Source organism: Rhodoferax potami, assembly GCF_032193765.1.
GTDB lineage: Bacteria > Pseudomonadota > Gammaproteobacteria > Burkholderiales > Burkholderiaceae_C > Allorhodoferax > Allorhodoferax potami.
This window is the reverse complement of sequence record NZ_JAVBIJ010000001.1, coordinates 1029371-1053627: the sequence shown is the minus strand read 5'-3', so window position 1 is coordinate 1053627 and position 24257 is coordinate 1029371. Positions and strand designations below refer to the sequence as shown.

The 24257-nt window shown below is 58.9% G+C and carries 24 protein-coding genes; 7 read left to right on the top strand and 17 right to left on the bottom strand.

Annotation, left to right across the window (positions count from 1 at the left end; genetic code table 11):
• The first annotated feature begins 8 nt into the window (after window positions 1–8).
• A complete protein-coding gene (locus RAE21_RS05055; RefSeq protein ID WP_313880413.1) occupies window positions 9–362 on the top strand; it encodes a carboxymuconolactone decarboxylase family protein in 354 nt (117 codons plus the stop codon).
• Here the strand turns inward: RAE21_RS05055 and clpB are convergent.
• Window positions 359–2950, bottom strand: a complete 2592-nt coding sequence (gene clpB, locus RAE21_RS05050; protein WP_313880412.1) for an ATP-dependent chaperone ClpB — start codon at window positions 2948–2950, stop codon at window positions 359–361. The two genes, RAE21_RS05055 and clpB, sit on opposite strands and share 4 nt — an antisense overlap.
• A gap of 159 nt (window positions 2951–3109) precedes the next feature.
• Here clpB and RAE21_RS05045 point away from each other — a divergent pair, with 159 nt between their 5' ends.
• The gene (locus tag RAE21_RS05045) at window positions 3110–3700 is read left to right on the top strand and encodes a hypothetical protein (RefSeq protein WP_313880411.1); all 591 of its coding nucleotides are present in this window, start codon (window positions 3110–3112) and stop codon (window positions 3698–3700) included.
• 12 nt (window positions 3701–3712) lie between these two features.
• Here RAE21_RS05045 and RAE21_RS05040 read toward each other — a convergent pair whose 3' ends face one another.
• From RAE21_RS05040 to RAE21_RS05015, 6 genes are all read right to left on the bottom strand, one after another.
• Window positions 3713–4222: a molybdenum cofactor biosynthesis protein MoaE gene (locus RAE21_RS05040; protein WP_313880410.1), complete on the bottom strand. Its 510-nt coding sequence runs from the start codon at window positions 4220–4222 to the stop codon at window positions 3713–3715.
• Window positions 4223–4231: 9 nt separating this feature from the next.
• A complete protein-coding gene (moaD, locus tag RAE21_RS05035; RefSeq protein WP_313880409.1) occupies window positions 4232–4483 on the bottom strand; it encodes a molybdopterin converting factor subunit 1 in 252 nt (83 codons plus the stop codon).
• Entirely contained in the window at window positions 4480–5739 is a 1260-nt protein-coding gene (locus RAE21_RS05030) for a molybdopterin molybdotransferase MoeA (protein WP_313880408.1), read from the bottom strand. The genes moaD and RAE21_RS05030 overlap by 4 nt, the downstream gene beginning before the upstream one ends.
• Window positions 5740–5805: 66 nt before the next feature.
• The gene (gene thrC, locus RAE21_RS05025; protein WP_313880407.1) at window positions 5806–7233 is read right to left on the bottom strand and encodes a threonine synthase; all 1428 of its coding nucleotides are present in this window, start codon (window positions 7231–7233) and stop codon (window positions 5806–5808) included.
• Window positions 7234–7248: 15 nt separating this feature from the next.
• Window positions 7249–8571: a homoserine dehydrogenase gene (locus RAE21_RS05020; RefSeq protein ID WP_313880406.1), complete on the bottom strand. Its 1323-nt coding sequence runs from the start codon at window positions 8569–8571 to the stop codon at window positions 7249–7251.
• Window positions 8572–8642: 71 nt separating this feature from the next.
• Window positions 8643–9869 (bottom strand): pyridoxal phosphate-dependent aminotransferase, encoded by a 1227-nt coding sequence (locus RAE21_RS05015; protein ID WP_313880405.1) that lies wholly within the window; start codon window positions 9867–9869, stop codon window positions 8643–8645.
• Window positions 9870–9963: 94 nt separating this feature from the next.
• On the opposite strand from RAE21_RS05015, the gene RAE21_RS05010 reads away from it, so the two are divergent.
• From RAE21_RS05010 to RAE21_RS05000, 3 genes are all read left to right on the top strand, one after another.
• On the top strand, window positions 9964–10329 hold the full coding sequence (locus RAE21_RS05010; protein WP_313880404.1) for an Mth938-like domain-containing protein: 366 nt from the start codon (window positions 9964–9966) through the stop codon (window positions 10327–10329).
• A gap of 153 nt (window positions 10330–10482) precedes the next feature.
• Window positions 10483–10959, top strand: a complete 477-nt coding sequence (locus RAE21_RS05005; protein ID WP_313873264.1) for a peroxiredoxin — start codon at window positions 10483–10485, stop codon at window positions 10957–10959.
• A 176-nt stretch (window positions 10960–11135) separates the two neighbouring features.
• Window positions 11136–12857 carry a PhoH family protein gene (locus RAE21_RS05000; protein WP_313880403.1) on the top strand — a complete coding sequence of 574 codons (1722 nt, stop codon included), beginning with the start codon at window positions 11136–11138 and terminating at the stop codon, window positions 12855–12857.
• 83 nt (window positions 12858–12940) lie between these two features.
• On the opposite strand, the gene dnaB is transcribed toward RAE21_RS05000, so the two are convergent.
• The 7 genes from dnaB to ppsA all read right to left on the bottom strand — a co-directional run bounded on the left by dnaB (window position 12941) and on the right by ppsA (window position 20805).
• Window positions 12941–14344, bottom strand: coding sequence for a replicative DNA helicase (gene dnaB, locus RAE21_RS04995; protein WP_313873266.1), 1404 nt, complete (start codon window positions 14342–14344; stop codon window positions 12941–12943).
• Window positions 14345–14537: 193 nt separating this feature from the next.
• Entirely contained in the window at window positions 14538–14990 is a 453-nt protein-coding gene (rplI, locus tag RAE21_RS04990; RefSeq protein ID WP_313873267.1) for a 50S ribosomal protein L9, read from the bottom strand.
• Between the two features lie 12 nt (window positions 14991–15002).
• Entirely contained in the window at window positions 15003–15284 is a 282-nt protein-coding gene (gene rpsR / locus RAE21_RS04985) for a 30S ribosomal protein S18 (RefSeq protein WP_029708819.1), read from the bottom strand.
• Between the two features lie 16 nt (window positions 15285–15300).
• Complete coding sequence (gene priB, locus RAE21_RS04980; RefSeq protein WP_313873268.1) at window positions 15301–15594, bottom strand: primosomal replication protein N; 294 nt, start codon at window positions 15592–15594, stop codon at window positions 15301–15303.
• Between the two features lie 33 nt (window positions 15595–15627).
• A complete protein-coding gene (gene rpsF, locus RAE21_RS04975; RefSeq protein WP_296507481.1) occupies window positions 15628–15993 on the bottom strand; it encodes a 30S ribosomal protein S6 in 366 nt (121 codons plus the stop codon).
• 115 nt (window positions 15994–16108) lie between these two features.
• The gene (locus tag RAE21_RS04970; protein ID WP_313880402.1) at window positions 16109–18415 is read right to left on the bottom strand and encodes a VC_2705 family sodium/solute symporter; all 2307 of its coding nucleotides are present in this window, start codon (window positions 18413–18415) and stop codon (window positions 16109–16111) included.
• Window positions 18415–20805 (bottom strand): phosphoenolpyruvate synthase, encoded by a 2391-nt coding sequence (gene ppsA / locus RAE21_RS04965; RefSeq protein ID WP_313880401.1) that lies wholly within the window; start codon window positions 20803–20805, stop codon window positions 18415–18417. The genes RAE21_RS04970 and ppsA overlap by 1 nt, the downstream gene beginning before the upstream one ends.
• Before the next feature lie 215 nt (window positions 20806–21020).
• Here ppsA and ppsR point away from each other — a divergent pair, with 215 nt between their 5' ends.
• The gene (ppsR, locus tag RAE21_RS04960) at window positions 21021–21842 is read left to right on the top strand and encodes a posphoenolpyruvate synthetase regulatory kinase/phosphorylase PpsR (RefSeq protein WP_313882654.1); all 822 of its coding nucleotides are present in this window, start codon (window positions 21021–21023) and stop codon (window positions 21840–21842) included.
• Here ppsR and RAE21_RS04955 read toward each other — a convergent pair.
• Genes RAE21_RS04955 through RAE21_RS04945 form a run of 3 tightly spaced genes read right to left on the bottom strand, consistent with a single transcriptional unit; the run spans window position 21796 to window position 23572 of the window.
• The gene (locus tag RAE21_RS04955; RefSeq protein ID WP_313880400.1) at window positions 21796–23064 is read right to left on the bottom strand and encodes a DUF2325 domain-containing protein; all 1269 of its coding nucleotides are present in this window, start codon (window positions 23062–23064) and stop codon (window positions 21796–21798) included. The two genes, ppsR and RAE21_RS04955, sit on opposite strands and share 47 nt — an antisense overlap.
• A 2-nt stretch (window positions 23065–23066) precedes the next feature.
• Complete coding sequence (locus tag RAE21_RS04950) at window positions 23067–23264, bottom strand: hypothetical protein (RefSeq protein ID WP_313880399.1); 198 nt, start codon at window positions 23262–23264, stop codon at window positions 23067–23069.
• Entirely contained in the window at window positions 23261–23572 is a 312-nt protein-coding gene (locus tag RAE21_RS04945) for a hypothetical protein (protein WP_313880398.1), read from the bottom strand. Before RAE21_RS04945 ends, RAE21_RS04950 begins: the two co-directional genes overlap by 4 nt.
• Before the next feature lie 173 nt (window positions 23573–23745).
• Between RAE21_RS04945 and bfr the strand changes: the two genes are divergently transcribed.
• The gene (gene bfr / locus RAE21_RS04940; RefSeq protein WP_313873275.1) at window positions 23746–24222 is read left to right on the top strand and encodes a bacterioferritin; all 477 of its coding nucleotides are present in this window, start codon (window positions 23746–23748) and stop codon (window positions 24220–24222) included.
• The last annotated feature ends 35 nt before the right edge of the window (window positions 24223–24257 follow it).

Here is a 24257-nt window from a genome sequence, read left to right as displayed (position 1 = left end):
TACAACCCATGAGCTCTTTCGACCACAGCACCCTCATCAAGCAGATCAACGAAAACCTGGGTCCCTTGCGCAAGACGCAACCCGAGGCCATGCAAGGCTTTGGGCTGTTGGCCAAGGCATCGATGGCGGAAGGCGCCCTGAGCGCAAAACACAAAGAGTTGATGGCGCTGGCCATAGGCATCACCCAGCGTTGCTCGGGCTGCATCGGCTTTCATGTGAAGGCCTTGCACAAACTGGGCTGCACCCGTGCTGAGCTGGACGAGATGTTGGCCGTGTGCGTCTACATGGGCGGCGGCCCTGCCCTGATGTACGCCGCAGAAGCCGCTGCAGCCTGGGACGCCATGGCGCCCCAGACGGCTTAACTGAAGCTGAACTGCCCCGGCGCCAGGATGGGGTCCACCCCCACCTGAATCGTCGATTTGGGCAGGAACTTGCCTTCGAGCAGCAGCTTGGAGAGCGGGTTCTCAATGCGCTGCTGGATAGCGCGCTTCAAGGGCCGCGCACCGAACACCGGGTCGAAGCCCACCTTGGCCAGCTCGGCCACCGCCGCGTCGCTCACCGACAGCGTCAAGTCCATCTTGGCCAGACGCGCCATCAGCGTGGCCAGCTGGATCTTGGCAATGGAGGCGATGTTGGCAGCATCCAGCGAGTGGAAGACCACGGTCTCGTCGATCCGGTTCAGGAACTCGGGGCGGAAGTGGTTCTTCAGCTCGCCGGTCACTGCTTCTTTCACGTCTTCGTAGTCCTGCCCCACCATGCTCTGGATGAGCTGGCTGCCGATGTTGCTGGTCATCACGATCACGGTGTTTTTAAAGTCCACGGTGCGGCCCTGGCCGTCGGTCAGGCGGCCATCGTCCAGCACTTGCAGCAGCACGTTGAACACGTCGGGGTGGGCTTTTTCCACCTCATCGAGCAGCAGCACGGCATAGGGCTTGCGGCGCACGGCTTCAGTCAGGTAACCGCCTTCCTCGTAACCCACGTAACCGGGGGGTGCGCCGATCAGACGGGCGACCGAATGCTTCTCCATGAACTCGCTCATGTCGATGCGTACCAGATGCTCTTCGCTGTCAAACAAGAAACCGGCCAGCGCCTTGCACAGCTCGGTCTTGCCCACGCCCGTAGGGCCGAGGAACAAAAAGGAACCGGTAGGCCGGTTCGGGTCCGACAGGCCCGAGCGGGAACGGCGGATGGCGTTGGACACGGCGGCAATGGCTTCTTCTTGCCCCACCACGCGGTCGCGCAGCTTGCCTTCCATTTGCAGCAGCTTGTCCCGCTCGCCCTGCATCATCTTGGCCACCGGTATACCGGTAGCGCGGCTCACCACCTCGGCAATTTCCTCCGCCCCCACTTGGGTGCGCAGAAGCCTGTTGGGCCCGCCCTTGGCCGCTTTGCCGGCTTCCTGGTCCTGGGCTTCCTTGAGGCGCTTTTCCAGCTCGGGCAGTTTGCCGTATTGCAGCTCGGCCACTTTGGCCAAGTCGCCCTTGCGGGTCAGGCTCTCGATCTGGGTGCGCAGCTTGTCGATCTCTTCACGCACCTGTGCGCTGCCCTGGGCAGTGGCTTTCTCAGCCTTCCAGATTTCGTCCAGATCGGCGATCTCTTTTTGCAGGCTATTGATCTCTTCATTGATCAGCTCAAAGCGCTTGAGCGAGGCTTCGTCTTTCTCTTTCTTGACAGCTTCACGCTCGATCTGCAGCTGGATCAAACGGCGGTCCAGCTTGTCCATGACCTCGGGCTTGGAGTCCAGCTCAATCTTGATTTTGCTGGCCGCTTCGTCAATCAGATCAATGGCTTTGTCCGGCAAAAAACGATCGGTGATGTAGCGGTGGCTCAGCTCGGCCGCAGCCACGATGGCCGGGTCAGTGATGTCCACACCGTGGTGCACTTCATAGCGCTCTTTGAGGCCGCGCAGGATGGCGATGGTGGCTTCCACCGTGGGCTCGCCCACCAGAATTTTCTGGAAGCGGCGTTCCAGCGCAGCGTCTTTTTCAATGTATTTGCGGTACTCGTCCAGCGTGGTGGCGCCCACGCAGTGCAGTTCGCCACGGGCTAGCGCCGGCTTGAGCATGTTGCCGGCATCCATGGCGCCCTCGCCCTTGCCAGCGCCCACCATGGTGTGCAGCTCGTCGATGAAGACGATGGTCTGGCCTTCGTCCTTGGCCAGGTCCTTGAGCACGTTCTTCAACCGTTCTTCAAACTCGCCGCGGAACTTGGCACCCGCCAACAGTGCAGCCATGTCCAGCGAAAGCACGCGTTTGCCTTTCAGGCTGTCGGGCACTTCGCCCTCCACGATGCGCTGGGCCAGTCCTTCGACGATGGCGGTTTTGCCCACACCGGGCTCGCCGATCAAGACGGGGTTGTTTTTGGTGCGGCGCTGCAGCACCTGGATGGCGCGGCGGATTTCATCGTCCCGCCCGATCACCGGGTCCAGCTTGCCCATGCGGGCGCGCTCGGTCAGGTCGATGCAGTATTTCTTGAGGGATTCGCGCTGGTCTTCCGCGTCCGAACTGTCCACCTTCTGGCCGCCACGCACGGCGTCAATCGCGGATTCCAGGCTCTTGCGGGTCAGGCCGTTGGTGCGGGCCATTTGGCCGGCGTCGCCCTTGTGGTCGGCCACGGCCAGCAAAAACAGTTCGCCGGCAATGAACTGGTCGCCACGCTTGATGGCTTCTTTCTCGGCCGCCTGCAGCAGCGACACCATGTCGCGCCCCACGGTGACCTGCTCATGGCCTTGCACCTGCGGCAGGCGCTTGATGCCGGCCTCGGCAGACGCCAGCAAGCCCGCCACATTGACGCCGGCCCGGTTCATCAAGGCCTTGGGCGCATCGTCGGTGCGGATCATGGCCGCGAGGACGTGCACAGGCTCGATAAAGGCGTTGTCATGGGTCAGCGCAAGCGTTTGCGCCTCTGCCAGGGCTTCTTGAAATTTGGTGGTCAGTTTGTCGATTCGCATGGGGTTACTCCTCACGGTTCATCCGTTGATGCATCAGCTTGGGCCCTGCCGATGGTTTTCAAGTCACCGGCAGTGGTGATGTTTGACCTAGCGCAAACTCTGGGCTGAAAGACCCCGGAGCCCGATAATGCGTGCTGGCCATTTTGTCGTTGAGTCCGCATGCAAGTCCACCAGTTTCAAGTCAGCTATGTCGCCGAGCAAGACCGCCTGCTGGTGCGGATGAACTCGACCGCGGGCGATGAGCAAGGCTTGTGGCTGACCCGCCGTTTGATGCTGGACCTGTTTCCCCATCTCGACAAGGCGGTGCACGAGCTCAGCCTGAGCGATCCGCAGACCGTGGGCCACGACGGTGCGGCCGAAGGTGCCGTTAGGGCCCACCAGCAGGCAGAGACATTGGGCCAGTCCGATTTCCAGACCCCGTATCAAGAGGCATCGCCCGACGCAGGCGGGCCGCTACTGGTGACCGCAGCCCACTACCAGCTGCTGAACAAACACGAAATGAGCTTGCGCTTTGACGAAGCGTGCCAGGGACAAACCGAGACCCGTACCGTCGAAATTCACATGGTGAGCGAAACGGCGCTAGCCCTGCTCCATGTGTTGCGCCTCGGTCTGCAAGCCAGCGGATGGGGAATCAGCGGCGCAAATCAAGCGGATAACCAGTCCGCGTTGCCCACCCAAGCTTCTATGGACGCGGACACCAGCGACTGGGATGCATTTGCCCTCGCTGAACGCCCCAAGTACCTGAACTGAGCCCTTGCCCGGTCAGGCGTTGCGGGCGGCAATGCCCCAGCGAGCCAAGGCCTCATCGTCGCTCACCCGCGCATCCACCCAGTGCGCGCCTTCGGGCGTGGTCTCTTTTTTCCAGAACGGTGCTTGGGTCTTGAGGTAATCCATGATGAATTCACAGGCCTGAAAACTCTGGCCCCGGTGGGCCGAGCTGACGGCGACCAGCACCACCCCCTCGGTGGGTTGCAGCACACCCACCCGGTGTACCACCCGCGCGCCCAGGATATCGAAGCGGGCAAACGCGGAGTCCACCATGGCTTCAATCGACTTCTCAGTCATGCCGGGGTAGTGTTCCAGCTCCAGGGTCTGGACCGAGCCTGCAGCGCCCGGCGCATTGCGGTCACGCACCGTGCCGACAAAACTGCACACCGCACCGACGCGGGGGTCACCCGCCTGCAGCGCACCGAGTTCGGCAGCGACGTCGAACGCTGCCTCTTGGATTCGTACCCGCGCGCCAGCGCCGGGGAGCATGTTCGGAGCCACCATGGGTCTCAATCAACCGCCGGTCACCGGCGGGAAAAACGCAACCTCGCAGCCTTCGTGCAAAGAGTCGCCGGGCGCACTCATCACCTGGTTGAGCGCCATCCGCACAGAGCGGTCAGTACCCAAGGCCTCGGCGCCGGATCCGCCGCGGGCTATCAGCTCCGCGCGCAACTGCGCCAAGGTGGTGGCTGCCGTGTCAAGCACTTCGCTGGAAGTGCCCATGGCCTCTCGCATGGAGGCGAAGTACCGCACAGTGACTCTCATGCCAGCAGGCCTTGAAAAGGAATGAAGCGCACGGCTTGGCCGTACAGAATCGGCTCGCCCGGGGCGACATCGACCAAGCCATCCCCCCAAACTGCGGATGTCAACACCCCGGAGCTCTGGTTGCTGAACAGATCGAGGCCACCGTTTGCGTTGTGGCGCACCCGCAAAAATTCTCGGCGTTTATCGGCTTTGGGCCAATCAAAATCTGCGCGGACAGCTATGCTTTTCATAGCGGACTCCTGCACGCCTTGCAGGCGCATCAAGAACGGCCGCACCAGCACCAGAAAGGTCACGAAGCTGGACACCGGATTGCCGGGCAGCCCGATGAAGTGCGCCGCACCAATGCGCCCGTGGGCAAAGGGCTTGCCAGGCTTGATGGCGATTTGCCACAAATCCAGCGTACCCAGGCTTTGCACCGCGGGCTTGATATGGTCTTCCTCGCCCACCGACACGCCACCACTGGTGAGGATGACGTCGTTGTCAGCCGCCGCGCGTTGGAGCGCTGCAATGGTGGCTTCACGGTTGTCAGGCACGATACCCAGATCGGCCACCTCGCAACCCATGCGGCGCAGCAGGTTTAGCAAGAAAAAGCGGTTGGAGTTGTAAATAGCGCCCGGCGGCATGTCTTGTGGAGCCACCGTGCCGGGCATTACCAGCTCGTCGCCGGTGGAAAACAAGGCTACCCGCGGCTTGCGCACCACTTTCAGCTGCGCCATGCCGATGCTGGCAGCCAGGCCCAACTCAGCCGGGCTCAGGCGGGTGCCAGCAGGCAACACGCAGTCCCCACGCTGCACGTCTTCACCCGCATGGCGGATGTGCTGGCCCGGCAAGGGCGTGGTGTTGACGCGGATGGTCTCGGGCTCCCCATCGCGCTCGTCATGGATGCGGGTGCAGTCTTCTTGCATGACCACTGCATCGGCGCCGGGGGGTACCGGTGCGCCGGTGAAAATGCGGCCTGCCGTGCCGGCTTGCAATTGCTCACCGACCGCGCCAGCGGCAATCCGCTGCGTGACCCGGAGCTCGTTGGAGCCGAACATCAGGTCCTCAGCCCGCACCGCATAGCCGTCCATCGCACTGTTATCAAAGGCCGGCACTTGCAACTCAGACACCACGTTAGCCGCCAGCACCCGGCCGTCTGCATCGAAGGTGGAAACCTGTTCGGTCGCTGTCAGGGGGCTAACAGCAGCAAGCAACTGCGCCAGCGCATCGTCCAAAGGCAATAAAGGCTTACGGGGGGCGCCGGGTGCAGAAGTCATTTGCTATCGATTCAGGAGCTGCTCGCGCACTATTGACGGGCGCAAAGCAGCGTTTTCATACACAAATCAAACACACTCACGCTCAATGAGCGCTTTGATGGCGGGCACATCTGCATCCATGACCAGCACGCGCTTGGGCAGGGCTTCGATGCCCTCGAACTGCGGCGGGCGGACGGGATCACGACCCAAAGCCTCGACCACGGTAGCCGCGAACTTGATGGGCAATGCGGTTTCCAACACCACCATGGGCACGCTGGCGGTCAGGTGCTCCAAGGCTACCTTTAGGCCATCGGCGGTGTGGGTGTCAATCATCATGCCGTGCTGCTCGTAAGTGGCACGGATGGTGTCCAGGCGGTTGGCGTGGGTGCTCTTGCCACTCACAAATCCATACTTGGTGGCCGCTTGCGCGAACACAGGGTCTGCACTCAGGTCGAACTGACCGGTCTTGGACAGGCCTTCGCCGAACAGCGCCTTGACCCGCGCACCGTCGCGGCCCAGCAGGTCAAACACAAAGCGTTCGAAGTTGCTGGCCTTGGAAATGTCCATGGACGGGCTGGAAGTCTCGTGGGTGTCGGCCGTGCCGCGCACCCGGTACACGCCAGTGCGGAAGAACTCGTCGAGCACATCGTTTTCGTTGGTGGCAACCACCAGCTTGTCGACCGGCAGACCCATCATGCGGGCCACATGGCCGGCACACACGTTGCCGAAGTTGCCACTTGGCACGCTGAACGACACCTTCTGGGCGTTCGACTCGGTCGCCTGGATGTAGCCGGCAAAGTAGTACACCACTTGGGCCAGCAGACGCGCCCAGTTGATGGAGTTGACCGTGCCGATTTTGTATTTGCGCTTGAACTCGAGGTCGTTGGACACGGCCTTGACGATGTCCTGGCAGTCATCGAACACGCCTTTGATGGCGATGTTGTAGATGTTGGCGTCCTGCAGGCTGAACATTTGTGCCTGCTGGAAGGGGCTCATGCGGCCATGCGGGCTGGTCATGAAGACGCGCACGCCCTTTTTGCCACGCATGGCATGTTCCGCGGCGCTGCCGGTGTCGCCACTGGTGGCGCCGAGAATGTTGAGCTCTTCGCCGCGGCGGGCCAGTTCGTATTCGAACAGGTTGCCCAGCAGTTGCATCGCCATGTCTTTGAACGCCAGCGTCGGGCCGTTGGACAGCGCTTCGATCCAGACACCGTCCTGCAGGTGGCGCAAAGGCACGATCTCGCCGGTGCCGAACACTTCAGCGGTGTAGGTCTTGGCGCACAGGGCGCGCAGATCGTCGGCGGGAATGTCGTCGATGTACAGCGACAGGATTTCAAACGCGAGCGTGGCGTAGCCCTGCTCGTGGTAGACCTTGCGCCAGCGGGTCAGCGTGGCGTCGTCTACTTGCGGATAGGCCACCGGCATGTACAGGCCGCCGTCCGGCGCCAGGCCTTCAAGCAGGATTTCGCAGAACCGTTTGCGGTCTTGATTGCCGCGGGTAGAGATGTATTGCATGGGGCAGTGTCCTGATTACGCCAGCTCTTCCTTGCGGATGCGGGTGATGGGCTGCAACACGGTGGGCAGCGCTTGCATCTGGGCGAGCGCCGCGTTCATCTTAGCTTCTGCGCAGTCGTGGGTCAGGATGATGACGTCGGTCTGGGTCGCAGCTTCGCCGCTGATTTCATCCGCTTCACGCTGCAGCACTGCATCGATGCTTATACCGGCTTCGGCCAGCAAACCGGTGACCTTGGCCAACACACCGGCCTCGTCGGCCACGCGCAAGCGCAGGTAGTAGCTGGTCACGACTTCGCTCATGGCCAACACCGGGGTGTTGCTGATGGCGTCGGGCTGGAAAGCCAGGTGCGGCACGCGCTGGGCGGCGTCTGCGGTGTGCAGACGGGTAATGTCTACCAAGTCGGCAATCACGGCGCTGGCAGTGGGCTCTGAGCCCGCGCCCTTGCCGTAGTACAGCGTGGTGCCTACGGCGTCGCCGTGGGCCATGACTGCGTTCATCGCGCCTTCCACATTGGCGATCAGGCGCTTGGCCGGTACCAGTGTGGGGTGCACGCGCAGCTCAATGCCGGCGGCCGTGCGCTTGGTAATGCCCAACAACTTGATGCGGTAGCCCAGTTGCTCGGCGTATTTGATGTCGGCAGCGCCCAGCTTGGTGATGCCTTCCACATAGGCCTTGTCGAACTGCACCGGAATACCAAATGCAATCGCGCTCATCAAGGTGACTTTGTGCGCTGCATCCACGCCTTCGATGTCGAAGGTCGGGTCGGCTTCGGCATAACCTAGGCGCTGTGCTTCTTTGAGCACCACGTCAAAGTCCAGGCCCTTGTCGCGCATTTCGGACAGGATGAAATTGGTGGTGCCGTTGATGATGCCGGCAATCCACTGAATGCGGTTGGCCGTCAGGCCTTCGCGCAGCGCCTTGATGATGGGGATACCACCGGCCACAGCGGCTTCGAATGCAACCATCACGCCCTTGGCGGAAGCGGCAGCAAAAATTTCGGTGCCGTGCACTGCGAGCAAGGCCTTATTGGCAGTGACGACATGCTTTCCGGCGGCAATGGCTTCCAGCACCAGCGCCTTGGCAATGCCGTAGCCACCGATCAGCTCGATGACGATATCGATGTCGGGGTTGGCAATGATGGCGCGCGCGTCGTTCACCACCTTCACGTCGGGACCGACGACGCTTTGGGCACGCGCCACATCGAGGTCAGCCACCATGGTGATTTCGATACCTCGGCCGGCACGGCCCTGGATTTCTTGCTGGTTGCGCTTGAGCACATTGAATGTGCCGCTTCCCACGGTGCCAATGCCGAGCAGGCCTACTTGTATCGGTTTCATATCGTTCTTACGTTAAAAGTGCGTCTAGCCCTTGCAAACAGTGCGTGGGCAGCTATCAAAATCAGAGTGAGTCAGTTCCCGTTGCGCTTGCGATAGCTCTCGAGGAACTTGGCAATGCGGCCAATGGCTTCACGCAAATCGTCCTCATGCGGGAGGAACACGATGCGGAAGTGGTCGGGCGCATGCCAGTTAAAGCCGGTTCCCTGCACCAGCATGACGCGGGTCTCGCGCAGCAGCTCCAGGAAAAATTGCCGGTCGTCCGAGATGGGGTACACCTTGGGGTCCAGCTTGGGGAACATGTACAGCGCGGCCTGCGGCTTCACACAGGTCACGCCGGGGATGGCGGTAATCAGCTCATAGGCCAGATCGCGCTGGCGGCGCAAACGCCCGCCTTCGCACACCAGATCGTTGATGCTCTGGTAACCGCCCAAAGCGGTCTGGATCGCCCACTGGCCGGGCACGTTGGAGCACAGCTTCATGTTCGAGAGCATGTTCAAGCCCTCGATGTAATCGGTCGCCGACTTTTTGTTGCCTGACACCACCAGCCAGCCAGCACGGTAACCGCAGGAGCGGTAGCTTTTGGACAGGGAATTGAAGGTGAGCGTCAACACGTCGGTCGACAGGCTGGCCATGGCCGTGTGGTGGATACCGTCGTACAAGACCTTGTCGTACACCTCGTCCGCCAGAATCACCAAGCCGTGCTGGCGGGCGATTTCGATGATGCCTTGCAGCAGCTCGGTGGAATACAACACGCCGGTCGGGTTATTGGGGTTGATCACCACAATGCCCTTGGTGCGTGGCGTGATCTTGGCGCGGATGTCGTCCAGGTCGGGCATCCAGCCATTGTTCTCATCGCACAGGTAATGCACCGGTGTGCCGCCGGACAGGCTGGTTGCTGCGGTCCACAAGGGGTAGTCAGGCATCGGCAGCAACAACTCGTCGCCGTTGTCCAGCAAGGCGTTGGTGGCCATGGTGATCAGCTCACTGGCGCCGTTGCCCAGATAAATATCATCCAAGGTAACGCCGGCAATGCCCTGCTTCTGGGTCTCATGCATGACCGCTTTGCGGGCAGCAAAAATGCCTTTGCTGTCGGAGTAGCCTGCCGAGTTGGGCAGGTTGCGGATCATGTCTTGCTGGATTTCTTCGGGTGCATCAAAACCGAACACCGCCAAGTTGCCCAGATTGAGCTTGATGATCTTCTGGCCCTCGTCCTCCATTTGACGCGCCGCGTCCATGATGGGACCGCGAATGTCGTAGAGCACGTTAGCCAGCTTGGCAGATTTCTGAATGGTTTTCAAAGTCCCTCCGGGAGGTGTCAGCACAGGGCGAAACCTATAATTTGACCACAGTTCGGCAGGCACTCCGCTTGCGTCTTCCGGTATCACCCTCCCCATGAAATTCATCCCCGACGCAACACAAGGCCCCTCCATCACCGGCTACGGCCCCGACTGGGTCGAAGTCAACGGTGAAAAACACCACAGCAGCATCATCGTGAGCAGCCAAGGCATCTGCCGCCCATGGGCTTGCGCCCGATTTGAAGACCTGACGGAAGCGCTCTTTCAAGAATTGGCTGCACTCGCGCCGGAATTGGTGCTCTTCGGGAGCGGCAGCAAGATCCGGTTTCCGCATCCGAAATGGATATCGCCCCTCTACAGCGCCCGCATCGGCATAGAAACCATGGACACCCAGGCCGCCTGCCGCACCTATAACTTTCTGTCGGGTGAAGGTCGCAAGGTGGTAGCGGCCCTCATGGTCTGAGAAAGCAACTCACCGCCCGACGCTTGGTGGGGGCATTTCAGAGTAAAATAGCGGGTTGCGGTCCAGAGCGAAGAATTGCTGTCACGTTCGACGCTGTCCCCTATGACTGACATGTCCGGCTAGCCGGTCAACACACCGAGATTGAAATTCCATATGGCGATTGTTGTCAACAAACCCCTTCCCGAATTCGAAGCCAACGCCACCGGCGGCATCAAGGTGACCAACACCACCCACGTCGGGAAAACCATGGTGCTGTACTTTTACCCGAAAGACAATACCCCTGGTTGTACTACCGAAGCCATGCAATTCAGGGACAAGTACAAAGATTTCGTCAAAGCAGGCGCCGAAGTGTTCGGTGTTTCCCGCGACAACATGAAGTCCCACGACGAATTCAAGGCCAAGCTCGAGCTGCCTTTTGAGCTGATTGCTGATACCGAAGAAAAAATGTGCCACATGTTCGGTGTGGTCAAAAACAAAATCATGTACGGCAAAAAGGTCAAAGGCATCGAGCGCAGTACCTTCCTGATCGGCGCGGATGGCCTGGTGAAAGAAGAGTGGCGTGGCCTGAAGGTTCCTGGGCATGTCGACGACGTTTTGAAAGCCGTTAAGGTTCTCAAAAAAGCCGCCTGATCCCCTTGTTGTTTTGATGCACCCGTTGCCGATTGGCGTCACGGGGCTCATGCATAATGGTTCGTATGCCGTTGAAGCTTGCAACCGCGATCACACAAAAAGCCGCCTTGGCTCAAGGCGGCTTTTTCGCTTTTTCGGCATAGTTTTTTCACTCTCAACTTCTGCGAATCCACTCCATGCCACTGCCCACTGCCCCGTCCAAGCGTGCTGATCGATTGACCGCCAAAGACTTTGAGGCTCCCGCGCGTGCCAAACCCCGCGCAGCCCGCAAGGCTCCGACAGAAGTTATCGCCGAACCTGTAAGCGCCGTCGCAGTCAAGCGCAGCACTGAGCGGGAATCCAAGCGCTCCACCCAATCTGCGGCCTTGACCCATAGCCCGGTTATGGCCCCTACGGCCGCGAACGTGCCCACACCCAGCTCCAAGCCCCTACCAGTCGCAGCACATGTGGCTGCGGCTGTGACAACTACAGCGCCAGTCACCAAACGCAGCAAACGCGCCAAAACCAGCGGCCCGAAAAAGCTGTTTGTGCTGGATACCAATGTGTTGTTGCACGATCCCATGTGCTTGTTCCGGTTCGAAGAACACGACATCTACCTGCCCATGATCGTGCTCGAAGAGCTCGACGGCCATAAAAAGGGGATGACAGAGGTCGCCCGCAATGCCCGCCAAACCAGCCGCACACTGGACACTCTGGCAGGCGCACCGGGCGCAGACATTACCGCCGGCTTCTTGCTCGACAGCACCGGGCACAAAGATGCCAACGGTAAGCTGATGTTTCAGACGCAGCCCCTGAACTACACACTGCCCACCAGCTTGCCCCAAGGCAAGGCAGACAACCAGATTCTGGGTGTGGTGGAGGCCCTGCGCCAGCACTATGCGCCCCGCGAAGTGGTGCTGGTCTCCAAAGACATCAACATGCGCGTCAAGGCGCGCGCTCTGGGCTTGGCCACCGACGATTACCAGAACGACAAAACCCTGGAAGACGGTGACTTGCTGTATTCCGGCTCGCTCGCCCTGCCCTCTGACTTTTGGGCCACCCATGGCCAGAGCGTGGAAAGCTGGCAGCAAGGCCCACACACCTTCTACAAGGTGGACGGCCCGTCTGTGCCCAGCATGCTGATCAATCAGTTTGTGTATTTTGAGTCGCCCGGTGAGCCCAGCCTTTACGCCCGGGTGACAGAGATCCGCGGAACAACCGCAGTGCTGAAGACACTCAAGGACTTCAACCACCTGAAAAATGCAGTCTGGGGAGTGACCACCCGCAATCGCGAACAAAACTTTGCGATGAACTTGTTGACCGATCCTGAAGTGGACTTTGTGACCCTCACAGGCACGGCCGGTACCGGCAAAACACTGATGGCACTGGCAGCAGGCTTGACGCAGGTGCTGGACGATCGCCGGTATACCGAGATCATCGTGACCCGCGCCACGGTAAGCGTGGGCGAAGACATCGGCTTTCTACCTGGCACCGAGGAAGAAAAGATGGGCCCCTGGATGGGCGCCTTGGATGACAACCTTGAAGTGTTGGGCAAGACCGATACCAATGCCGGCGAATGGGGCCGTGCGGCTACCAACGAACTGATCCGTAGCCGGGTGAAGATCAAGAGCATGAACTTCATGCGGGGCCGCACGTTCCTGAACAAATACGTGATCATCGACGAAGCCCAGAACCTAACACCCAAGCAAATGAAAACGCTGATCACCCGTGCGGGGCCGGGAACCAAAATCATCTGCATGGGTAACCTCGCGCAGATCGACACGCCTTACCTGACCGAAGGCTCTTCGGGCCTGACGTTTGCCGTCGACAAGTTCAAGGGCTGGCCACACGGCGGACATATCACCTTGGCGCGCGGTGAGCGTTCCCGCCTTGCTGACTTCGCCAGCGAAGTGCTATAAAAATAATAGCTACTCGCGCAGATGTAAAAAGGGCTGGAAGCCGATTTGGCTTCCAGCCCTTTTTCTATGTCTATCGTTGATGCTCAGTAGTCGTCACCACCGCTGTGGGCCAGGTTTTCGAACTTGGTGAAGCGGTTCATGAAAGCGAGCTTGACGGTGCCAGTCGGGCCGTTACGTTGCTTGGCAATGATGACTTCCGCCACACCAGGCTCTTTGCATTGATCCTTGGTGTAGTACTCGTCACGATAAATAAACATGATGATGTCCGCATCCTGCTCAATAGCGCCGGATTCACGCAAGTCACTCATCATGGGGCGCTTGTCAGGCCGCTGCTCCACCGAACGGTTCAGCTGAGACAGCGCGATCACAGGGCACTTCAGCTCACGGGCTAGCATTTTCAAGCCCCGGGAAATTTCACCCAGCTCAGTCGCCCGGTTTTCCCCATCGCCGCCGCTACCGCTCATGAGCTGCAAATAGTCCACCACAATCAGGCCGAGCTGCCCGCACTGGCGCGCCAAGCGACGAGCATTCGCACGCACTTCGCTGGAGTTCAGGCCTGCGCTCTCATCGATGTGCAGGGAAATGGTCCGCAGCTTCTCAATCGCCTCTGACAAACGGGGCCACTCTTCGTCGGTCAGCTTACCGGTACGCAAATGCCCTTGGTCCACACGACCGATGGAGCCGACGATACGCACCGCCAATTGGGCGGCGCCCATTTCCATCGAGAAGATGGCAACCGGCAAGCCTTCATTCAGGGCAACGTGCTCAGCAATATTGATCGCCAAGGCGGTTTTACCCATGGAGGGACGCGCCGCCAACACGATCAGATCACCGGCTTGCAAACCAGCTGTCATGCGGTCAAAGTCGATGAAGCCCGTAGGCACGCCGGTCACGTCATTCGGGTTGTCCGCCATCTCCTGCACGCGATCCAGCAGGTTGACGACCAAGCTGTCCATCGACTGGAAGCCCTGCTTGTTGCGCTTGCCTGCTTCGCCGATGTTGAAGATCTTCTGCTCAGACTCGTCGACAATTTCAGAGACCGGGCGGCCTTTGGGATTGAACGCGTTGGTCGCGATCTCATCACTGGCGCTGACCAGTTTGCGCAAAATCGAGCGATCGCGCACGATCTCGGCGTAGCGGCGAATGTTGCTCGCACTCGGCACGTACTGGGCCAGCGAGTTCAGATAGGTGAGCCCCCCCACCTCCTCTGCCTTGCCCTGGTTCTGCAGATGCTCAAAAACGGTAATGACGTCAGCCGGCTTATTGCCGTTGATCAACACACCGATCGAGGCGTAGATAAGACGATGCTCGTGGCGGTAAAAGTCTGCATCCATCAGGATGTCACTCACCCGGTCCCAGGCTTCGTTGTCAAGAAGCAGGCCACCGATCACGCTGGACTCGCCCTCAATCGAATGCGGGGGCACCCTGAGCTGGGCAATCTGGCGGTCGGATTCAAATCCTTCGGTAGCGAACGGTACTGCAGACATGTGGTTTCCTATGAGCTCCTCATCCTAAGGCGCACCGCGCACCGCGTCGAGTGAGAAGCTGGGGGCAACTTGTGGAAAAACTGTGTACACCAAGGGATAAACCTGGTCCCCAAATACAAAAGCCGCAAGGGCGGAGACCCTGGCGGCTTTTGTAGGTGTTCAGCCTGCAAGCAGGCTGCGCACGGAATGCTGATTAAGCAGTTTCGCCGTACACGGACACGGTGATGTCCACCACCACGTCAGTATGCAGAGCCACGCTCACAGTGCTGTCGCTCACGACCTTGATAGGACCGTTAGGCATGCGCACTTGAGACTTAGCCACCTTGTAACCGGTTTTCACCAATTCTTCAGCGATGTCGTAGTTGGTGACGGAACCGAACAAACGGCCATCCACACCAGCCTTTTGGGTCAGCTTGATGGTAGTACCACCGAGCTTTTCGCCCAAAGCTTGGCACTCAGCCAACTTGGCTGCTGCGGCCTTTTCCAACTCAGCGCGCTTGGCTTCGAACTCTGCCTTGGCAGATTCGGTAGCACGGCGTGCACGGCCGGATGGGATCAAGAAGTTACGAGCGTAGCCGTCTTTCACCTTGACGATTTCGCCCAGGTTGCCGAGGTTCACGACCTTGTCGAGCAGAATGATTTGCATGGTCGGGACTCCTTAGATCTTGTGCTGGTCGCTGTAAGGCAGCATCGCCAAGAAGCGAGCGCGTTTAATAGCGGTGTTCAGTTGGCGCTGGAAAATAGCGCGGGTGCCAGTCAGGCGTGCGGGAATGATCTTGCCGTTTTCAGCAATGAAATCACGCAATGTGTCGATGTCTTTGTAGTCGATCTCTTCGACGCCAGTGACGGTGAAGCGGCAGAAGCGTTTGCGCTTGAACAACAACGATTGCGTGTTGCGCTTGGGGCGCTTGTCTTTATTGAAACGTTTTGGTCCGGGCATGATGGACTCCTAAAAATTAATTTTGCAAAAATTCTTGAATGTGGAAAACGACTGACTTTCCTTGGCGTGCATTTGCCATGAATCCGGAGAACTGCCACACACTGCCAACTGCTTGCTTTGCAAGCCGCTCAGCCAGCGTGCCGAAGGCCACCGCTTTCATCACAAGCTTCACGGTTCGTACAGATCCGGCTTCTGATACCTGAGACTCGTGTTCGAGCCGGAGATTCAGGGCCGGGAGACCTGATGGTGTGTAGCGCATCGTTTCAAACTCTGCGATACAAGCACCTAAAACCAATGAATTCGCCTGCACTCCTTTAGGGGAAAGGTTCGTAGACCCGTTCAATTAGGCTTGGTACTCGGCCTGCTGGGCCTTGCGTGCGTCTTCGCGCTCGACAGTCTTCATCATGGAAGAAGGACCGGTTTCGGCTTTCTTCTTGGACACTGTCAGGTGACGCAACACTGCATCGTTGAACTTGAACGCGTGTTCGAGTTCAGACATCACAGCCTGGTCAGCTTCGATGTTGACGCACAGGTAGTGAGCCTTGGCCAGCTTGTTGATCAGGTAAACCATCTGACGACGGCCCCAATCTTCAACGCGGTGCACCTTGCCACCGCCAGCGGTGATCATGCCCTTGTAACGCTCCAGCATTGCAGGAACTTGCTCGCTCTGATCCGGGTGGATCATGAGGATGATTTCGTAATGACGCATTGATACTCCTTGAGGATTTCCCAGCATCTGGGTTTTCCGGCACTCTCGTGCCGGCTATAAAAGCTGCCCCCGGCGTCTAGACAGGGTGCAGCAAGGCGAAGCCCACGATTATAGCCTAACCCAAGGGGGGTGACAAATTGCGATCTTCGGCAGAGTCAGGCGATGTCAACAAGCTGACCAAAATAGCCATCAGCAGACCCACCGGGACACCGAAAACACCGGCAGAGACGGGCTGTATGCCAAACCACAAATGCTCTTCCGAAAAACCAAACCATTGCCGCAATACTGGAAAGTTCACCACCATGTAACCCACCGTGGTGCCCAAGCCTGCCAACATGCCAGCGACCGCGCCTGCCCTGGTCATGCGCTTCCAGAAAATACCCAGCACCATGGCCGGCACGAATGCAGCGCCTGCCAATGAAAACGAGGCTGACACCAGATACAAGATGCCCGCGGGTCGCTGCGCAGCGGCATAGGCGGCCATCAACGCCACCACCAAGAGCGCGAACTTGGACAGCATCACACGGCGCATGGCTTCGGCCTTGTTGCTATTGCCTTCAAAATAAACATCGTGGGCCAGCGCGTTGCCTATGGTGAGCAGCAAACCGTCAGCGGTGGAGAGCGCCGCCGCCAAGCCACCGGCTGCCACCAACACAAACACCACATACGGCAAACCGCCAATATCTGGGGAGGCCAACATCACCAGATCCGCACCGACCCGCAACTCGGCAAATTGCAAGACGCCATCCGCATTCACGTCGCTGAACGATAGCAAATTGGGGTCGCGCGACCACTGCAGCATCCAGGCGGGAAGCGCATCAAACGGCTGCCCGACCAAATTTGCCATCACCTCGTACTTCACCAAAACAGCCAAAGCAGGTGCAGACAGATACAACAAGGTTATAAAGATCAAAGACCATGCTACGGAGCGCCTGGCTTGCGCGACCCCCGGAGTGGTGTAGTAACGGGTTAAGAGGTGAGGCAAACCGGCGGTGCCCACCATCAAACAAAACATCAAAGCCAAAAAGTTGGCGCGCGACGTCGAAAACTCCGCCTGCTCCGACGCAGAACCCTCCGGATCCCCCGCAAAGGGCCGCGTCTGCGGCGCCATGCCACCCAGTGCTTTGGCTTTTTCGGTGTTTTCGAGCCAATTTTTGGTCCACAGCTCACGGGCCGCATTCACATCTTTAGGAAGTGAAGCCAAGGCCTTGCGCGTCGCCTGAACCTGAGAATCTGGCGCCTTGCTGTCGCCAAGGATCCGCAACTGTCGGCGCAATTCCTCGCGCTCAATCGCGAGCGAAGACTCCACATCCACCAACTTGCGCTTGAACTCTTCTGCGCGCTGCGCATAGATGGCGATCACCTCTTGCTCTTGGGGGGACACCGCAAAGGCTTGCTCCATTTGGGTAATTTTCCCCAGTTGCTGCCCGTAAGCCAATGGCGCCAAAGGATTGCCAGTCTGCTGGTAAGAGAGCCAGGACACGGGAATCAGAAAAGCCAGAATGACCACCACATATTGCGTGACCTGCGTCCAGGTCACCGCGCGCATGCCCCCCAAGAAGGAACACACCAGCACACCGCCCAACGCCAAGAGGATCCCGATTTCGAAATGCACACCCGTCAGGCGGGAGGTAATCAAGCCCACACCGTACAACTGGGCTACCACATAGGTAAATGAGCACAGCACGGCAGACCAGGCGGCAATACGGCGGGGCCAATGCCCTCCGAACCGCACCCGAAAATAATCCGGAACGGTATACAAATTCATGCTGCGCAAATAGGGAGCCACCAGCAATGCGACCAGACAAAAGCCCCCGGTCCACCCCAGCACATAGGCCAAGCCGCCGGGCTGGCTTCCAGAACCACTAAAACCTTGGGTATACAAACCACCCGCCAAGCTGATGAACGAGGCAGCACTCATCCAGTCTGCCGCTGTCGCCATGCCGTTGTAAACGCCGGGGATGCGTCGCCCGGCCACGTAGTACTCGTTGGCGTCAGCGGTGCGCGCAAACACGCCAATCACCGCATAAAGCACCAAGGTGACAGACAGAAAAATGCCGGCTACCCACGCCTTGGGCAAGCCGTACTGCTCCGCCACCCCCAAAGCCACCAAAAAAACCAACAAACCGACCACAAAACCGAAAAACCGCCTGCGCAACGAGGCGGTGTAAGAGCCATATTCAACAGCGTCGAACTGGAAGACTTCGGGCGAACGCCGGTTGGCCACCAAGGCAAAGACCACGACGATCGCGATAAATACCAACAATGCCCCTTGGGCAGTCAGCCAGTAAGCAAGCGGCCACGAAAAAAACGTACCGCTCAGGTCCCGGGCGAAAAAAACGATGCCGAAAGAAAAGACAAACCACAGCGCAAGCAGCACTGCGTGCAGGTGCCAATTGCGCTGGGCCGTCTTGTCGGGCATCAGACCGCGAGTTGCTGCCAGGTGGCGATCACCGAGTCGGGGTTCAGGGAGATAGAAGAAATCCCTTGTTGCTCCAGCCACTTGGCGAAGTCAGGGTGGTCGCTAGGCCCTTGGCCGCAGATACCCACATACTTGCCCTGGCGCTTGCAAGCGTCGATCGCCATCGTGATGAGGGCCTTGACAGCGGGGTCGCGCTCATCGAAGTCAGCCGCCAGCAATTCAAGGCCGGAATCGCGATCCAGCCCCAAGGAGAGCTGAGTCAGATCGTTAGAACCGATGGAGAAGCCGTCGAAGTACTCCAGGAACTGGTCCGCCAGAATGGCATTGCTCGGAATCTCGCACATCATGATGAGCTTGAGACCGGCCTCGCCCCGACGCAGCCCGTGGCGCCCTAGCAGTTCGGTGACCCGCTTGGCTTGGCCCAAGGTACGAACGAAAGGCACCATCACCTGCACATTGGTGAGTCCCATTTCATTGCGAACCCGTTTGAGGGCTTCACATTCCATGGCAAAGGCTTCGCCAAACTCGGTGCTGATATAGCGCGCAGCACCACGGAAGCCGAGCATCGGGTTCTCTTCTTCAGGCTCGTAGCGGCTGCCACCAATCAGTTTGCGGTACTCGTTGCTCTTGAAGTCGCTCAAACGCACGATCACCGGCTTGGGCCAGAACGCTGCTGCAATGGTGGCAACCCCTTCTGCCACCCGATCCACATAAAACGCGCGAGGCGATGCATGTCCACGTGCCACCGACTCCACCGCCTTTTTAAGATCGGCATCTACATTCGGGTAGTCCAGAATGGCTTTGGGGTGCACTCCGATGTTGTTGTTGATGATGAACTCCAACCGCGCCAAGCCCACACCTTCGTTAGGCAACTGGCAAAAGTCGAAAGCCAGTTGGGGGTTGCCCACGTTCATCATGATCTTCACCGGAATCTCCGGCATCACACCGCGCTGTACTTCAGAGATTTCTGTCTCCAGCAGTCCATCGTAGATAAAGCCGGTATCACCCTCTGCACAGCTCACGGTGACCAGCATGCCCTCCTTGAGAAGGTCGGTGGCGTTGCCGCAACCCACCACGGCTGGGATACCCAACTCGCGCGCAATGATGGCCGCGTGGCAGGTACGACCACCCCGGTTGGTCACAATTGCGCTGGCGCGCTTCATCACCGGTTCCCAATTGGGGTCCGTCATGTCGGTCACCAGCACATCGCCCGCCTGCACCCGGTCCATCTCGCTGATGTTGTGAACAATCCGCACCGGCCCGGTGCCGATCTTTTGACCGATGGCACGGCCTTCGGCCACCACATTGCCCTTGCCTTTGAGCTTGTAGCGGTACTCAGCGGCTGTGCCGGCCTGGCTTTTCACGGTTTCAGGGCGCGCCTGCAGGATGTAAAGCTGGCCGTCAATACCGTCTTTGCCCCATTCGATGTCCATCGGACGGCCGTAATGCTCTTCAATCACCAAGGCGTATTTGGCCAATTGCTCCACATCCACATCGGTCAGGGAATAGCGGTTACGCAGTTCGGTGGGTACATCGGTCGTCTTAACCAGCTTGCCGCCAGCTGCCTTCTCTTCGGCACTGGTGAACACCATCTGCAAAAGTTTGGAGCCCAAATTGCGGCGAATCACTGCACGGTTGCCCGCTTTGAGCATGGGCTTGTGCACATAGAACTCGTCAGGGTTCACAGCGCCCTGCACCACGGTCTCCCCCAGACCGTAGCTGGAGGTAATGAACACCACTTGGTTAAAGCCGGATTCCGTGTCGATAGTGAACATCACACCGGCCGCGCCCAAGTCTGAGCGCACCATGCGCTGCACACCGGCACTCAAAGCCACTACATCATGGGCAAAGCCCTTGTGGACGCGATAGCTGATCGCGCGATCGTTGTACAGGGAGGCAAACACCTCTTTCATTTTGTGAAGCACGTCTTCAATGCCCACCACATTCAAGAAAGTCTCTTGCTGACCGGCAAAAGACGCGTCAGGCAAGTCTTCGGCAGTAGCAGATGAGCGCACCGCAAAGCTGGCTTGGTCATTACCCGCAGACAACGTCACAAAAGCTTCGCGAATCGCCTGCTCTAAATCAGCAGGGAAAGGCTGAGCTTCAACCAAGGAGCGGATTTCGGCTCCGACGACTGCCAAAGCGCGCACGTCTTCGGTATCCAGTGTCTTCAGCTTGGCGCTGATCTTGTCGGCCAGGCCGTCGTGGGCCAGGAATTGGCGAAATGCGTGGGCGGTCGTCGCAAAGCCCGTTGGGACCCGGACGCCTTGCGGAAGCTGGGAAATCATCTCCCCCAAGCTGGCGTTTTTGCCGCCTACGGACTCGACGTCCGTCATGCGCAAGCGCTCGAAAGGCACGACCAGGTCGGTCGCATTGAAAAGTTCAGACATAGGATGCTCCAGAAGTTAAAACCTTTCTTTGACCCGCCGGCCAAGCCTTGGGCGGGTCGCGCGACCTGTCACTTTCCTGTTGTTGGTGTTGTGGGAAACGTAACTGGTACCTAAATGCGCTAAATTGCAATCATTGTAGGTGGGCACATCGTGTAACCCGATTACGAAACCCCGCCATGCCCTTGCATCTGACTGACACCACCAACGACCTCCATATGCCCCAACGCACCGTATTCTTTATTTCTGACGGCACCGGCATTACCGCTGAAACATTCGGCAATGCGATCCTGGCCCAATTTGAGACCAAAGCACGGCATGTGCGCTTGCCTTTCGTGGATACGGTGGACAAAGCGCACCAAGCGGTCCGGCAGATCAACCATACAGGCGTGGTCGACGGCAACAAGCCGATTGTGTTTACGACTTTGGTAAACATGGATGTGCTGAGAGTCATCCAAGAAGGCTGCCAAGGCATGTTGCTCGACATGTTCGGTATGTTCGTACACCCGCTGGAGCAAGAGTTGGGCTTGAAATCCAACCACCGGATCGGCCGCTTCAGCGACGCCAGCAAGAGCAAGGAATACCACGACCGGATCGAGGCCATCAACTTCTCATTGGCCCACGACGACGGGCAAAGCAACCGCGACCTGGAGCAAAGCGATGTGATCCTGGTCGGGGTCAGCCGCAGCGGCAAAACCCCGACATCGCTATATCTAGCCATGCAATATGGCCTGAAAGCGTCTAACTATCCTTTGATTCCCGAAGACTTTGAGCGCCGCCAGCTACCGCCGGCCCTGGTGCCGCACCGCGGGAAGATTTTCGGCCTCACCATCCAGCCCGAGCGCCTGTCAGAGATCCGCAATGAACGGCGGCCCCACTCCAAATACGCCTCACTCGAGAACTGCCGCATGGAAGTCAGCGAGGCCGAGGCCATGATGCGCCGCACCGGGATCCGGTGGCTGTCCACCACGACCAAGTCCATCGAAGAGATCGCTACGACGATTCTTCAGGAAATTCATCCTGAACGACTGGTGTACTGAGCGTCTGCAATTTGCGCTCTAGGGAGGAGGCGCTGGCGCTCTCCACGTAGACACACTGCTTGCCGGTGCGCTTGCAGAAGTCTTTGACCCGCCAGTAGGCGTTGTGGCTGATGCAGCCGGTCTGGCAAATGACCAGATCAGCCGCCGCCAGGTTGGCATCCAAAACCGCAGCGTTGTCCTCCACGCCACCGTCGTGGTGCGCAAAGCGCCCTCCTACCCGCTCAACAACATCACGGTAGTTGGCCACATTGCCGGTGCGCCCGCCTACACACAAGACGACTTTGTGATCAAAGCGCACCGGTACTTGTTGCCCCTCGACTCCCATGACCGCGCTCGTATCCATGCGCTCCGGGCGCGCCCTCTCCAGCAAACTGCGTTCTGCCACTTGTAGTTTGCGACGGCAATCGGCGAGCAATTGGTCTTGCTCCTCTTGGCGTAGCAGAAGTTGCTCAATGCGCTTTTGCAATCGTTGACGCTCATCGAGCTGCGGAATCGAGGCTTGCAACTCCGCGTAGTCCTGCGCCCAGAACGCAAGTCGACTGTCCTTGGCGATGCTCTCCGCCCTGAGGCGCAGCAGCTCCGCTTGCACACGATCGAGCTCTGCCGTTTTCTGCACCATCACACGGGAGATGCGCTCCTGCACCTTGCCGAGCTCACGCGTCAACACCGCGTTTTCATGAGCCAAGGCATTGAAACGCGCGATTTCAAGCCGCACGCCGGCCCCAGCCTGGTGTTGAAACATGTGCAGGTCTTTGCACATGGCATCTTGTAGCGCGGCATCACAACGAGGGTGCGTCAAGGCCGCCCAGAAGGCGCCCGCCACATCGCCTGCTTTCAGGTGATTGACCCACAACTCGGCCACCGCCAAACTGCTTTTCGCCGCCTTGAAGGCTTGGATCTCGCGCACATACCGGGATTCGAGCTCGGCCTGCATCAGCTCCGAGAGCTTGCAGCGGCGCGCAGCCTCGGCAACCGCACCCGCATGCACCTCGTAGTCATTGGCAACCGCTTGCGCGCCTAGCGACTTGTTGACCAGCCGCCGAAGCACCTCCATTGGCAAACTCACCCCCACCAGAGGGCAATGGCAATGGGTCCCCAAGTCCCACAGGCGCTTGCGGCGCGAACCTGTGGCGCCGGCAGGCAACAAATGGGCGGGTGGGCAGATGTCGGGGTTGTCCATCGTAGCGCTGACGGCCACAGGGTCCTGATTTGCAATTGGCATGGTTAAGCCTCTCCGGTTTCTGTGGCTTGCTGAACGACTTGCTCCAGGCCATTTGCCAAGCGAACACGCCATGCCATCACGGGGCGGCGGGGGGCTTGCTTGGTCGGGCGGCCACGCACGGGTTCAGCCTCTGGCTCGCAGCAAGGGCACATCGACCGGTAGCGCCCGGCTGCGCGGTGTTTGCTGGCGAACTCGCTCATTGAATCGCCTCAGGACTGGCATGCCAGAAGCCCCCATCTGCCGCAGCGGGGCGCGGCCACGTTTCAGGCGAACCCTGGCGCGACCACCGCTGTCGCAAGGACCACAACAAAGTTTGGAAGCCGGGCGACAACAAAGGGTCGGCCGACAGGCGGGTCAGGTTACTCACAATTTTTGCGACCATGGCCTCCCGGTGTTCCGGGCAAGCTGTCTGCACATGTCCCGTCATCAGGGCCATGGTGCTGGCCATCAAGGCTTCGGCGGTTGGAATGAGGTATTCCTCGTCTTGCGGCTTCCAATGCGTGGGCATCGTCATCTCCTTGTGGAAACAGGTATCACAGCGAGACCTGAAATCAAAGTATATGCGAATCATTCTCATTAACTTCAAAATCCCGCGCTGCTATTGCGGGATTTTTTAGGCCCACTCCATTTGCTTCGACAACCCCCAAAGGGATAATGACCGTTTCAAAAAGGAGTACCCCCATGAAAGGCGACGCCCAAGTCATCGGCCACCTGCAGGCCCAGCTCAAGAACGAACTCACCGCCATCAACCAGTACTTTTTGCACTACCGCATGTACAAGCACTGGGGCTTCGAGAAGCTGGCGAAAAAGGAGTACAGCGAATCCATTGGTGAAATGAAGCACGCCGACATGTTGATGGACCGCATCTTCATGCTCGACGGCCTGCCCAACCTGCAAGACATGGCAAAAATCATGGTCGGCGAAACCGTGCCCGAGGCTTTGGAGTGCGATCTGAAGGCAGAAATGGGTGCACAAATCACCATCAAAGCTGGCATTGCCCACTGCGAGTCGGTGCGCGACTATGTGTCCCGTGATCTGCTCCAAAAAATTCTGGATGACACTGAAGAGCACATCGACTTTCTGGAAACCCAGATCGACCTGATCGACAAAGTGGGCCTTCCCAACTATCTGCAGTCGCAAATGGGCGAACTCTCCTAAATCGCTCCCCTTCAACGCTGATGACCTCAGCGTTT